The organism is Monashia sp. HAY1-2A (assembly GCF_056755315.1).
The window spans coordinates 1-12,269 of sequence record NZ_JBNDHY010000129.1 but is presented as its reverse complement, the minus strand read 5'-3'; the positions used below and the strand labels follow the sequence as shown (position 1 = coordinate 12,269).

General features: G+C 68.5%; 11 protein-coding genes and 1 pseudogene. 4 read left to right on the top strand and 8 right to left on the bottom strand.

The features are described from left to right. The 5 genes from ACPYOM_RS16850 to ACPYOM_RS16830 all read right to left on the bottom strand — a co-directional run. A partial coding sequence (locus ACPYOM_RS16850) for an acetaldehyde dehydrogenase (acetylating) (RefSeq protein ID WP_481346841.1) occupies nucleotides 1–821 on the bottom strand: 821 nt, incomplete at its 3' end. Further along, the gene (locus ACPYOM_RS16845) at nucleotides 818–1,654 is read right to left on the bottom strand and encodes a 2-keto-4-pentenoate hydratase (protein ID WP_481346840.1); all 837 of its coding nucleotides are present in this window, start codon (nucleotides 1,652–1,654) and stop codon (nucleotides 818–820) included. The genes ACPYOM_RS16845 and ACPYOM_RS16850, both read right to left, overlap by 4 nt. Then, on the bottom strand, nucleotides 1,651–3,126 hold the full coding sequence (locus ACPYOM_RS16840) for a 2-hydroxymuconic semialdehyde dehydrogenase (protein WP_481346839.1): 1,476 nt from the start codon (nucleotides 3,124–3,126) through the stop codon (nucleotides 1,651–1,653). Before ACPYOM_RS16840 ends, ACPYOM_RS16845 begins: the two co-directional genes overlap by 4 nt. Nucleotides 3,127–3,680: 554 nt before the next feature. Further along, a complete protein-coding gene (locus tag ACPYOM_RS16835) occupies nucleotides 3,681–4,223 on the bottom strand; it encodes a flavin reductase family protein (RefSeq protein WP_481346838.1) in 543 nt (180 codons plus the stop codon). A gap of 111 nt (nucleotides 4,224–4,334) precedes the next feature. Continuing rightward, nucleotides 4,335–5,267: a LysR substrate-binding domain-containing protein gene (locus ACPYOM_RS16830; RefSeq protein ID WP_481346837.1), complete on the bottom strand. Its 933-nt coding sequence runs from the start codon at nucleotides 5,265–5,267 to the stop codon at nucleotides 4,335–4,337. Nucleotides 5,268–5,386: 119 nt separating this feature from the next. On the opposite strand from ACPYOM_RS16830, the gene ACPYOM_RS16825 reads away from it, so the two are divergent. The 4 genes from ACPYOM_RS16825 (at nucleotide 5,387) to ACPYOM_RS16810 (ending at nucleotide 9,554) form a co-directional block, all read left to right on the top strand. Further along, entirely contained in the window at nucleotides 5,387–6,220 is an 834-nt protein-coding gene (locus tag ACPYOM_RS16825; protein ID WP_481346835.1) for a tryptophan 2,3-dioxygenase family protein, read from the top strand. Nucleotides 6,221–6,222: 2 nt separating this feature from the next. After that, entirely contained in the window at nucleotides 6,223–6,801 is a 579-nt protein-coding gene (locus ACPYOM_RS16820) for an NADPH-dependent FMN reductase (protein ID WP_481346833.1), read from the top strand. An 82-nt stretch (nucleotides 6,802–6,883) separates the two neighbouring features. Beyond that, complete coding sequence (locus ACPYOM_RS16815) at nucleotides 6,884–8,224, top strand: MFS transporter (protein WP_481342854.1); 1,341 nt, start codon at nucleotides 6,884–6,886, stop codon at nucleotides 8,222–8,224. 520 nt (nucleotides 8,225–8,744) lie between these two features. Next, entirely contained in the window at nucleotides 8,745–9,554 is an 810-nt protein-coding gene (locus ACPYOM_RS16810; protein ID WP_481346832.1) for an RNA polymerase sigma factor, read from the top strand. 53 nt (nucleotides 9,555–9,607) lie between these two features. Here the strand turns inward: ACPYOM_RS16810 and ACPYOM_RS16805 are convergent, their stop codons facing one another. The 3 genes and pseudogenes from ACPYOM_RS16805 to ACPYOM_RS16795 form a co-directional block, all read right to left on the bottom strand. Beyond that, the gene (locus tag ACPYOM_RS16805; protein WP_481342852.1) at nucleotides 9,608–10,222 is read right to left on the bottom strand and encodes a GNAT family N-acetyltransferase; all 615 of its coding nucleotides are present in this window, start codon (nucleotides 10,220–10,222) and stop codon (nucleotides 9,608–9,610) included. Between the two features lie 290 nt (nucleotides 10,223–10,512). Beyond that, nucleotides 10,513–10,788: pseudogene (locus ACPYOM_RS16800) on the bottom strand (Na+/H+ antiporter NhaA); the annotation flags it as partial. 327 nt (nucleotides 10,789–11,115) lie between these two features. Beyond that, nucleotides 11,116–12,105, bottom strand: a complete 990-nt coding sequence (locus tag ACPYOM_RS16795; RefSeq protein WP_481346831.1) for a GNAT family N-acetyltransferase — start codon at nucleotides 12,103–12,105, stop codon at nucleotides 11,116–11,118. Between the last annotated feature and the right edge of the window lie 164 nt (nucleotides 12,106–12,269).

Sequence of the window (12,269 nt, the reverse complement as noted above, 5' to 3'; positions counted from 1 at the left end):
CCGACGACCTCGAGGAAGACCGAGACCCTGGTGCCGCGGAAAGGGCGCCCCAGCGCGGGGACGAATGGCTCGTCGACGGTGTCGAACTGGACGTCCTGCTTGAGGCGGTAACCCGGGACGTAGCTGCGGACCTGTTCCGCCATGGCGTGCACTGAGGCGCGGACGGCGGCCTGGTCGACCGGACCCTCGACGAGGCAGAACACGGTGTCGCGCATGACCAGCGGCGGGTCGGCCGGGTTGAGGATGATGACGGCCTTGCCCCGCTGCGCTCCCCCGACCGCTTCGATGGCGCGGGCTGTCGTCTCGGTGAACTCGTCGATGTTGGCTCGTGTGCCCGGGCCCGCGGACTTGGACGCGATGGACGCGACGATCTCGGCGTAGGCCACGTCGGCGATACGGGCCACAGCGGCGACCATCGGGACGGTCGCCTGGCCGCCGCACGTGACCATGTTGACGTTGGTGGTGCCCAGATGCTGTCCGAGGTTGACCGGCGGGATGACGTAAGGACCGACGGCCGCGGGTGTGAGGTCGACCATGAGCTTGCCGTGCGTGCGAACGAGTTTGTCGTTGTTGAGGTGTGCTTTCGCGGAGGTTGCGTCGAAGACGAGCTCGACCTGGTCGAACTCCGGCATGCGCAGCAGTCCTTCGACACCCTGGTGAGTCGTGGCGACGCCGATGCGCCGGGCTCGCGCGAGCCCGTCCGACTCGGGATCGATCCCGACCATGGCTTCGACGTGCAAGGTGGTGGACAGGCGTTTGACCTTGAACATGAGGTCGGTGCCGATGTTGCCTGAGCCGATGATGGCTACTCCGACGGTCATGCCGGGTCTCCTTCGTGAGTGGGGCGGGGGGTGCTGAACGTGGCGCGGACCTCGCCGAGGCCATCGAGGCGCGCGGTGTACGTGCCGGAGTGGTCGACGCCGACCATGGGTCCGAGGGCGCCGGACAGGACGATCTCCCCGGCGCGCAACGAGCGACCTCTGCGGGCCATCTGCCGGGCGAGCCACGCCACCGAGATCACGGGGCTGCCCAGGCATGCGGCTCCGGTACCGGTGGAGACCACGTCGCCGTCGTGCTCGAGGGTCATGCCGAGGCCGGTCAGGTCCAGCCCGTCGAGGCCTCGCGGGGTCGTGCCGAGGACGACGGCGCCGCTGGAGGCGTTGTCGGCGATGGTGTCGGTGATGCGGATGTCCCATCCGCTGATGCGTGAGTCGACGACCTCGATGGCTGGCAGGACGAACTGGGTCGCTCGCAGGACGTCGGCGACGTTCGCCGTCGGCGCGTCCAGGTCGGAACCGAGGACGAACGCGACCTCGGCCTCCACGCGCGGTTGCAGGAACGTGGACAGGTCCAGCCGCTCACGGTCGGCGAACACCATGTCGTCGAGCAGGGAGCCGTAGTCGGGGGTTGTGACACCGAACTGTGTCTGGACTGCTGCGGATGTCAGGCCGATCTTGCGCCCGACGATGCTGCGTCCGTCCTTGAGTCGGCGTCCGATGTTGAGTGACTGGACGAGGTAGGCACTGTCGTTGTCGGTGTCCCCGATGAGATCCCGGACAGGCGTGCAGGGCTCCCCGGAGGTGTGGGCGTCCCAGAGGCGGTCGGCCGCCGCCCGCTGGGCTGCGGTCACGTGCAGGGTGTCGATGGCGCTCACAGCTGCACGCACACATTCGTCGGTTCGGTGTAGAAGTGCAGCGAGTGCTGGCCGCCTTCGCGCCCGATGCCCGAAAGTCCCACTCCTCCGAAGGGGCTGCGCAGGTCACGCAGGTACCACGCGTTGACCCAGGACATCCCGACCCGCATCTGCTGCGCAACGCGGTGGCCGCGTTCCAGGTCCGAGGTCCACGTCACCGCGGCCAGCCCGTACCGGGTGTCGTTGGCCAGGCGCACGGCCTCGACTTCGGTGTCGAACGGGATGAGCGCGGCGACGGGTCCGAAGACCTCCTCGCGTACGGTGCGGTGGCTGTTGTCCAGGCCGGTCCACAGCGTCGGTTCGATCCACGCGCCGGCATCCAGGTCGCCTCCCAGCGATGGGACGCCGCCACCGGCGAGCACGCTCGCTCCTTCGTTCTGGGCCAGCTTCAGGTACGACAGGACCTTCTCGCGGTGACCCAGGGAGATCAGCGGACCGGTTGTCGTGTCCGGGTCTTCGGGGCGCCCCAGTCGCAGCGCCTTGGCCCGCTCGGCCAGCTCGGCCGCGACCTGTTCGAAGATCGGCCGCTGCACGTAGACCCGCTCGGTGCACAGGCACACCTGGCCGGTGTTGAGGAAGATGGACCGGGCCAGGCCGTCGGCCGCCTTGTCGAGGTCTGCGTCGGCGAAGACGACAGCCGCGTTCTTGCCACCGAGCTCGAACGAGACGGGCTTCACGCTGGGTGCGACGGCACGCATGATCGTCGACCCCGTCGAGGACTCGCCGGTGAAGGTGACGCCGTCAATGTCCGCGTGCGTGGTGAGGAACTGTCCGGCCGAGTCGGGCCCGAAGCCGTGCACGACGTTGTACACCCCGGCCGGGACGCCGGCTTCCGTCATCACCTCGGCGAGCAGGGTCGCGGTGGCCGGGGTCTCCTCCGAAGGCTTGACCACGACGGTGTTGCCGCAGGCGAGCGCGGGGGCGACCTTCCAGGTGAGCAGCAGCAGCGGAAGGTTCCAGGGAACGATGATGGCCACGACGCCCAGCGGTTTGCGCACGGCGTAGTTCAACGCGGTGCGTCCGTCGGACAGCTCCGTCAGGTAGGAGTCGAGGCCGGCGGCGGCGACCGTGTCGGCGAAGGCCCGGAAGTTCGTGGCGGCGCGGGCGACGTCGAGCTCCCGCACGAGGCTCAGGGGCTTGCCGGTGTCCGCCGACTCAGCGGCGACGAAGTCCTCGCTGCGGCGCTCGATGATGTCGGCGACGCGGCGCAGCATGCCCACCCGGTTCTGCACACTGGTCTGCGCCCAGCCCGCGTCGAGGGCGTCTCGGGCCGCGGCAACAGCGGCGTCCACGTGCTGCCGGCCAGCCTCGTGCACGGTGCTGACGAGTGAGCCGTCGACCGGGCTGCACTTGTCGAAGGTCGCGACGCCATCGACGAACCGCCCGCCGATGAAGTTGCGGATCTGGTGGGACGTGCCGTTGGGAATAGCCATAGATGCAGGCTAGGAAGCAGAGGCGATGCCTGACTAATGCTCTTTGGAGGTCCAGTCATGCGCTTTCTGGTATGCCTGATCACGTGCAGGGTCTGCCGAGCGCTCGAGCCGGCTGTGACGACGGAGCGGGTTCGCTGGCAGGCGAGCGTCGGTCCGGCGGAACGTTCCACCGCCCTCCGCCAAGGTTGCGCAGATGGACCACAAGCTCGAACGAGACTGCGGCCCAGCCGCCGGCACCCCCGCCCGTGGCCCGGCTCGACCACCTGTCCACGACCTGGGGGCTCGCACGACCGCTTCCAGGAGGAGACGCGCACGTCAGGTCGACGAATGGCGGTACCGCAGTTCCCTGCTCGCGGATCCCGCACGAGGGGGCGATGCGACCTAGCAGGGACCGCTGGCGCTGGAGCGGGTCGCAGGTCAGGGTGCGGCCTGCCGGGCACAGGTCACTGCATCGGACTCAACCCTGATGCGCGGGAAGGGTCCGCACATTCGCCCAGGCGGCCGGGACGGTCCGGCGGCCTTCGGGCACTGCTTCGTGCCTCCGGGGAGGCCCGTCACCGGACGGTCGCGTCACCCCGCGGGATGTTGTCTCCGAGGTTGAAGTACTTGGAGTGGTGGAAGATCAGGGGCGCGACGTCCCCCTCTTCCTTCGAACCGTGGTCGATGACCTCGCCCACGAAGATCGAGTGGTCACCCCCGTCGTAGGTGCCCCACTTGCGGCACAGGAACCAGGCCAGACAGTCCTGGATGACGGGGCAACCGTGCTGGACGTCCATCTGCACGTCGGGCGAGACCGCCCACGGGCTGCGGGCATACCAGTCTGCGATGGCGCCCTGCTTGTTGCTCAGGATGCTCAGCCCGTAGTAACCATCGGTGGCCATGAGCAGCTCGTGCATCCGGCCCGGCTTGTTGACGCTGACCCCGCACAGTCGTGGGTCCAGCGAGACCGGTGAGAACGAGCTCGCCGTCATCCCGTGAACGCCGGTGCCGTCGTTGATGGTGACGATGCTGACGCCCGTGGGAAAGTGCCGCAGGGCGTGCCTGAACGCCAGTGCCTCAGGCCCGTTGGGAACGAACGTACTGGTGGGTGTGGTCACCTGAATCACTCCTCGTCGCCAGGCCAACACCGGCCTTCGGCTTTGCTGGAGAGATCATCGTGCGCGACCCGGGTCATGCCACGCCAATGCGCGTTTACGCGGAAGGCATACCTACTTGGTCATGGGCGCACCCTGGTCGACGAGCTCCTGAAGGACCTCGATCATCTTCGCCGCAGCAGGAGTCAGCGGGCGCGAGGCGGACAGGGTGATGCCGACGCTGTGGCTCACGAGATCGAGCGAGGGGCCCAGTGAGACAGCTCCGTCGATCGTGTTCAGGATCGAGGTCGACACGGCAGCGATGGAGTCCGTGGTCAGCAGCAGGTGCCGCAGGGCCAGGAAGGAGGTTGTCTCGACCCGGTTCACGGGCAGCTCGATGCCCTGCTCACCGAAGAACACCTCCAGCTCGCCCCGCAGCCGAGCCTCCGAGCTGGGCATGATCCAGGGGTAGTTCGACAGCTCGGAGACAGGGAACGTCCCCCTCCGCGCCAATGGATGGTCGGCGCGCACGGCCAAAGAGACCGCCTCGTCGTGCAGGCGTCGCCGGATGAAGTGTTCGTCCGTCGGTCGGGTGAGCCGGCCGACGACCAGGTCGAGGCGGCCGGCTTCCAGCTCGATGAGCAGGCGTTGCGGGAGCGCCTCGTACAGCTCCACGGTGAGCATCGGATGGCGCGCCTTCAAGCTCGCGACGGCGCGCGGCACCAACGCATTCGAGCCCGTCAGGTGCACGCCGACCACCACGGTGCCCCGGTCGGCATCCAGCAGCTCCTGGACGTGCCGTTCGGCCTGGCGCACCTGGGAGATGATCGCCCTCGCGTGGATGGTGAATGCGTCGCTGACCGGGGTCGATGACAGGCCGCGGGACGTGCGCTCGAACAGCGGCACGCCCAGGAGCAGCTCGAGCTCGCGAAGCGTCCGGGTCGCTGCGGGCTGGGTGATGCCCAGCTCCTCGGCGGCGGCGCTCAAGGTGCCCAGTCGGGCGATGGCATCGGCCAACAGAAGGTGGCGGAACTTGAGCCGCCCGTCGAGCAGGTTCGGCTTCTTCATGGCTCATCCCCATACCAGTTCAGCAATACCGCACATGCGATTTGATATTTGCCGAGCATAACGAGGGCGCTCACGATAGGTCCACAGACCACAGACACCGCCGCCTAGTGGAGGACCCCATGTCTGGCACCGCCTACAACACCTATCTGCAGGCCGACACCCTGCACTCGCTCCAGGTTCCGGTGACACAGGACGAGGGCGAGCTCTCCTTCCTGGTGGTGTGCCAAGTCCAGGAGCTCTACTTCGCGCTCATCTCGCACGACATCGGCGCCGCGTCGCACCACCTGCGCGGGGACGCACTGTCTGCGGCGACGTCGTCCGTGCAGCGCGCTGGTTCGCACTTTGCGGGCCTCAACGCCACCTGGCGGTCGCTGGGGTGGATGCTGCCGGCGGACTTCGCCGCCATCAAGCAAGGCATGACCGCAGTCCACGGCAGGTCCACGTCCCTGCAGTCGTGGACCTACCGCGAGATGCTGTTCCGTCTCGGCCTCAAGGACGCCAGCCTCGCCGAGGAGGTGGCCGCCATGCCGGCCCAGTACGCGCAGCTGCGCGAGGCTCTCGCTACGCCAAGCGTGTACGAGGAAGCCTTGGCCCTGGCCCGCCGGCGAGGCCACGAGCTGCCCACCGCCGACACGTCCGACGCACCTGACACGTCGGACGCACCCGAGGCGCCCGACGCCGAGCAACGCCTCGAGCCGGCCGTCGTCGACTTCTGGACCTCGGTGCTCCTCTCCGCCGACCCTGACCTGTCGGACTTCCGGGCCTTCGCGCGCGCCCTCATCGGCGTGGCCGAAGGTTTGGCCGAGTACAGGTACCTGCACTACCTCGCGACCAACCGCACCCTCGGCGCGCGGCCCGCACACTTCGGCGTCAGCGGCGTCGCCTGGCTCACCCCGACCCTGACGGTGCTGCCGTTCCCGGAGCTGTGGGCGACCCGAACGGGCGGTGAGTGAGGATGCCCTCGCCGTTCACGATCGTCGGCATCTCGGGCAGCCTGCGCCGCGCCTCCTTCAACACCAGGCTCTTGGACGAGGCTGCCAAGCTGGCCCCCGAGCTCCTTCACGTCGACGTGTACGAACAGCTGGGTAGCCTCCCGCACTTCAACGAGGACCAGGAAACCCCTGCCCCGAGCCAGGTCGACGACCTTCGGCGCCAGGTCCGCGACGCAGACGGCCTGCTGATCGCGACGCCCGAGTACAACGCCTCGATCCCCGGCGTGCTGAAGAACGCGCTCGACTGGCTCTCCCGGCCCGTGGACGGTGTCGCACCACCGCTGAAGGGCAAGCCGGTCGCGATCCTCGGCGCATCCATGAGCCCACTCGGGACCGTCCGCGCCCAGCTCAGCCTTCGCCAGATTCTCCACAAGCTCGACGCCGCGGTCGTACGGCAACCGGAGTTCATTCTCGGCACCGCACACACGCAGCTCCATGAAGAGGGCGAGGGCTTGAACTCACCGACAGCCGAGGTCCTGCGCCTGGTCCTCGAACAGCTGCACGCCTTGATCGGGCGTGGCTCGCGCGCACCGATCGACTGAACAAAGACACGACGGCTCGGCGGCACTCACAAGTGCAGCCGCCGCTCGGCTCACCTCCAGCACTATCCGAACGAGGACTCCCATGGCAACGACAACAGACACGACTCAGGGCCCAGCCCTCGGCATGCGCAAGAAGGTCATCGTGGCGGTCGCCGGCTCGGCGATCGAGTGGTACGACTTCTTCATCTACGCCACCGCCTCCGCGCTGGTTCTCAACAAGCTGTTCTTCCCGTCGTTCAGTAGCTCGGCCGGCCTGCTGCTGTCACTGTCGACGTTCGCGGTCGGCTTCCTCGTGCGGCCCTTCGGCGCGGCGCTGTTCGGTCACTTCGGTGACCGGTTCGGGCGCAAGCCCACGCTGGTGACCGCCATGATGCTCATGGGCGCCGCGACCACGGCGATCGGGTTCCTTCCGACATATGGGTCGGCTGGAACGCTGGCCCCGGTCCTCCTCGTGGCGCTGCGGCTCATCCAAGGCCTTGCCCTGGGCGGCCAGTGGGGCGGCGCGGTTCTCATCGTCTGCGAGAGCGCGCCAGCGCATCGCCGCGGCTTCTACGGCAGCTTCGCCCAGATCGGCGTCCCCCTGGCCCTCATCCTGTCCAACGTCATCTTCGTGACCTTGTCCGCGACCACCAGTGAAGCCGCGTTCCTCCAGTGGGGATGGCGAATCCCCTTCTTCCTGAGCGTTCTTCTGGTCGGCGTCGGTATCTACGCCCAGTCCCGGCTCGAGGGCGTGGACTCTGCGCAGGAGGATCAGTCGAACCGGCTGCCGCTGGTGGAGCTGCTGCGCGAGCACTGGAAGGAGACGCTTCAGGCCGCCGGAGCCACCCTGCTGAACGCGGCCGCCTACTACGTCCTGACCGTGTACGTCCTGGCCTACTTCACCACCGGCCTGGGCCTGCCCAAGAGCGCCATTCTCACGGCGGTCATCATCGCGGCGGTCGTCTCGATCGCCACGATCCCGGCCGCGGCTCACCTGTCCGACCGGATCGGCCGACGCAAGACATATGCCATCGGTGCCGTTGCGCTCGGCATCTGGGTGTTCCCGATGTTCTGGCTCATCAACACCGGCAGCGTGACCCTGGCGACCATCGCGTTGGTCGTCGCCCAAGTCTTCTTCAGCTTCACCTACGGGCCGGCGCCAGCCCTGTTCTCGGAGATGTTCGGCCGCAAGGTCCGCTACTCCGGAGTCTCCCTCGGCTACCAGCTCGGCGCCGTTGCCGGGGGCGCGTTCGCTCCCCTCATCGCGACCGCACTGTACGCCGAGTTCGGGACGAGCAACGTCGTCGCCGCGTACCTGACCGGAGTTGCGGTCCTGTCCCTCGTCGCCGTAGGCCTCATCTCCCAACCCCGCCCTGCCACGAGGACCGCCACAACGGCGGCGCGCAGCCGGACAGCACGCGCCCAGGTCGGACTGCTCGACTGAGCAGGCCCCCCGGGCCCCCGACCTCGGGGGCCCGGGCGCCTGCGCGGGACGACCGACCCAATACTCACGCGCGCCGCACGGCCCTGAGGCGGGTCAACGCGCCTTCTCATCGGCCGAGCAAGCGTCGCGACAGTCCTGGCCGCGGACGAACCTCCCCGGCGGGCCGCCTCCCCTGCGCACCGTCTGCGTCTCGTCGAGGCCTCCGTGCGCCTTGCCCTCATGCATCCGTGCCCGTCGCGCCCCCCGTCACCGCGGCCTCGCGGGCGACCGGTGACGCATCACCGCTGCGCCGCACCCCGCCCCGCGATTCGCCGCCTCGGCGCGCCGACCCAGCTCGTGGACGGCCACGACTCGCCACGTCATCCACGAAAGGCTAGACTGAACCCGATAGTCCACTTCGTAGCCCTCAGGCCGAGCGGGTACACCATTTCTCCCGCCACCGTCAGGGAAGGCCGTCGATCGCCCAACTTCGCCTGAACTCCAATGCATTCCGACACAACAGCCTCCGGAGAACACGCCCATGACTGCCGAGCCATTGGAGCAGCGGTGCCCCGAAATGGAAGCCCCATATAATGGACCAGCTAGTCCCTTTTATGGCCCGTCATCCGCGTCGCTGGTCGCGGACGAGTCTCCAGGGGCGCCGCTGGAGGAGAACCGGGGATCGACTCCGAGCGATACGGACCACGCGCCGTCGGCGACAGATGACGAACCCGGGCGTGCCGAGGAGAACTCGCGCTGGACCAGCGCGTTGACCGGCCCAGGGCCCGGCCGCGAAGCCGCCGCCGACGCCTTGTACGCGTATCTGTTGCGCGCCGCTCGCAGCGAGCTGGCCCACCGGTCGAGCACATCGCGCCTTTCCGGCCCCGAGCGTGACGACCTGGCCCATCAGTCCGCTGCGGACGCGTTGGTCTCGGTCATCAGACGAATCCGTGACTTCCGAGGCGAGAGCAAGTTCACGACCTGGGCCCGTAGCTTCGTCACCTTCGAGGTTCGAGTGAAGATCCGCCAGCACCACCGCCGCACCGGCTCTCACCTGCTGGTCGGCGAGGACTGGGACCGCATCACGCCCTTGGGGCCTCATGGCCCAGACGCCGACGTTGAGGCGTTCGAGCTCAGACAGGCCGTGATGTCAGCGATGACGACCGCCCTGACCGCTCGGCAACGAGCGGTGTTCGTGGGCCTTGTGGTGCACGGGGCAACGATCGAGCAGCTGGCAGCACAGCTCGGCTCGAACCGAAACGCCGTCTACCAGCTGATGTTCCACGCTCGGCGGAACCTGCGGCGTCAGCTCACCCAACGAGGCTTCATGTACGGGGTTCCGTCGTCCTGACCGAGGCGCTCATGGACGCCACCACCAAGCAGGCGTCCCGGTGATGCGGGGCGCTACTCCGACTGGGCGGTGCGGTCTGGTCGGTTGATCCGCACTCCTCCGACGGGAAGGTCCAGGTCGGCGTGCAGCAGCCGGTAGACCGACAGCTCCCGGTCGTAGTACTTGTCGGTCTCCCCGACCCACTCCATCCCGACCCGTCCCGCCAAGGCCGCGGCGCGCCGGTTGTGGGGACGGACCACCGCGAAGATCTCCGCGGCCCCGTTGGCGAACGCATAGTGAGCCAGCGCGTGACCCGCCTCGGTGGCCAACCCCTTGCCCCACCATGTCGGCTGCAGCTGCCATGCGATCTGCAGGTCCTCGCCGCCAGGCCCGAACGGCAGCAGCGCGGCCCCACCTACGACCTCTCGACCCGCGCAGGTCCCCGCTAGCGCTATCGCCCACCGACCAACCGGTGGCACCGCGTGCTCGTTCTCGCTGATCCAGCGGTCCAGGATGCCGGCCATGGTTCCGGTGTCGGGCACGAGTGACATCTCGGGTTCGAGCCAGTGCGCCACGGCACAGCTGCCGTAGATGCTCAACGCCTCGGTCACGTCCCGGCCGGCCCACGGACGCAGCACCACCTTCGGGGTGCGGATGACTCGTCCGTCGATCTCGCAGAAGTCGATCATTGCGGTGTCTGAGCTCCTTTACGTGTGTCTCCGGGGTCGGGTGCAGCCGTCATCGGACTTTGTCCGGGGGGACGCGACCATGGTTCTCGGCATGGCCGCGCTCAGGTCTCAGTGCTGTTCACGCGACGTCTCTTAGCGGCGGCGGGTGGACGGGTTGCTGCCCTGTCGGCGTGCGCGCGCACTGCTCGATCCGCTGGGTGAGCGCGAGGTGCGGCATCTGCCGGAGGGTGGGTCCACACCGCTGGGCGGCTGTGAGATCTGCGTGGCACCGAACACTCAAGCCGGCGACGGTCTCGCAGCTCCCCCAGGTCGAACTCGCGGCGCGTCTCCAGACCGACGACCATGAGGAGGACCGCCATGAGGCCGCTGCTGACCCACTCGCGCAGGGTGAGGGTCACACCGTGCTCACCGACGAGCACCGATACGTGCGTGACCCAGACGGTGGCGTAGCTCGAGCCGGCGTTGGCCCAGCGCACGGCCGCGACGATGGCGAGCGCCAGGACACCGGCACTGCCCGACTCGGTCCGCAGGAACGAGCCGGCCGATGGGAGCCCTTCAGGTGCCATCCACTGGGTCACGTCACCCAGGGCGGGACGCCGGCCCCGGGTTGGTGCCGTCACCGAGTCGCGCGCATCAGGGTCCCTCCCCCGCTCATGAACGAACCTCACATTCGCCGCCCCATCTCTGCACCCCAAGCCGCCCCCTGTTCGCCCGGACCCGGTGCCAACGGCGGCGAGATGTCTTCGTGGGCAAGGTCCTTCACTGCGCGACCTCTCACAGTGGCCGGCATCGCACCGGGGCACGGCCACAGGGAAGCCGTGCCCCGGCGGTCTCGGTGTGACGGTGGCCTCGGCAGTGGCCGAAGGTCTCACGTCCGGCGTGCGGGACCGCCGCTAGTCCGTCAAGGAGAGGCTGCGTCGTTCTTGCGGTTCCTCCAGGTCGGGCCGGTCCAGGCGGTACCGGTTCAGGGTCATCCCGTAGTACTCACTGGTCGAGCCGTCGGGTCTCATACCGATGTGAATGGCGGTCCCGATCGCCCGGTCGTTGGCCGGGTCGATGAGCGCGTAGAGGCGGTCGATGGCCTCGACGCTGAACGCGTGGTGGGCCACTGCGTGGGCGGCCTCGGACGCAAACCCCTGCCGTGCCGCCTCCGGCGCGACGTGCCACCACAACGTCAGCAGGGGCGGCCCACTGGTCGGCGTCGTCAGGTGGGCGCTGCCGATGACCTTGCCGGTGTCCTGTCGTTCGATGGCCCATCGGCCCTGCGGCACCGGGGCGCGGTTGGACTCGACGATCCAGCGGTCCAGCAGCCGGCGTGCCTCGTCCGGGCTGGCGATCTGCGGCACGACCGGATGCATCCATCGGGTCACGGACGGGTGCGCGAACAGGTCGTAGGCGACGTCGGTGTCATCGAGGTCCCAGGCGCGCAGCACGATCCGCGGCGTCCGGATCTGCAACAGCTCGAGGCGGACGTCGTGCGGGTCCTCGTGCCGGTCGTGCACGAACGCCTCCGGTCCGGCAGCGTCGAGACGCGCTTGGCCGGTCCGGCGCCGTCGCGGCACGGGGGGCGCGAGCAGCTCGGCGTGCTCGGGGTGCCTCTGGATGTACTCCGACACGTAGGAGCACGTCGGCGCAAGACGCGCGCCTCTGGACCGGACGATGCCGATCGCGTGCTCCACGAGCAGCGCCCCGACGTCGTGTCCGCGTAGTCGGGGCGTGACGTACGTGTGCTCGAGCTCGACGTGGCCGACGGAGGTCCACCTGTAGGACAGCAGGCCGATGACCGTGCCGAAGCGAACGGCCTCGTACTGCTGGTTGACCGGGTTGTCGAGTATCTCGATGGGTGCGGTGGCATCGGTGCTTCGTTCGAGCGGATCGGGCATGGTTCACCTTCTTGGCTGTGCAGCCTGCGAGGGCGTGGTCACCGCGGGTCGCGGGCCATGCACCGGGGGCACCACCTTGATGGCGTTGGTGCAGGGCTGCGCGCAAACGGGTCAGTGGCTGCTCGACTGATGGTGACCGCCGCAGCCGAGTTCTTATCGGATCG

Excerpts from the sequence above, each read along its gene's own strand:
- ACPYOM_RS16840 (WP_481346839.1), bottom strand. The coding sequence starts at position 3,126 with ATGGCTATTCCCAACGGCACGTCCCACCAGATCCGCAACTTCATCGGC.
- ACPYOM_RS16830 (WP_481346837.1), bottom strand. The coding sequence starts at position 5,267 with ATGAAGAAGCCGAACCTGCTCGACGGGCGGCTCAAGTTCCGCCACCTT.
- ACPYOM_RS16825 (WP_481346835.1), top strand. The coding sequence starts at position 5,387 with ATGTCTGGCACCGCCTACAACACCTATCTGCAGGCCGACACCCTGCAC.
- ACPYOM_RS16820 (WP_481346833.1), top strand. The coding sequence starts at position 6,223 with ATGCCCTCGCCGTTCACGATCGTCGGCATCTCGGGCAGCCTGCGCCGC.
- ACPYOM_RS16815 (WP_481342854.1), top strand. The coding sequence starts at position 6,884 with ATGGCAACGACAACAGACACGACTCAGGGCCCAGCCCTCGGCATGCGC.
- ACPYOM_RS16810 (WP_481346832.1), top strand. The coding sequence starts at position 8,745 with ATGACTGCCGAGCCATTGGAGCAGCGGTGCCCCGAAATGGAAGCCCCA.
- ACPYOM_RS16805 (WP_481342852.1), bottom strand. The coding sequence starts at position 10,222 with ATGATCGACTTCTGCGAGATCGACGGACGAGTCATCCGCACCCCGAAG.
- ACPYOM_RS16795 (WP_481346831.1), bottom strand. The coding sequence starts at position 12,105 with ATGCCCGATCCGCTCGAACGAAGCACCGATGCCACCGCACCCATCGAG.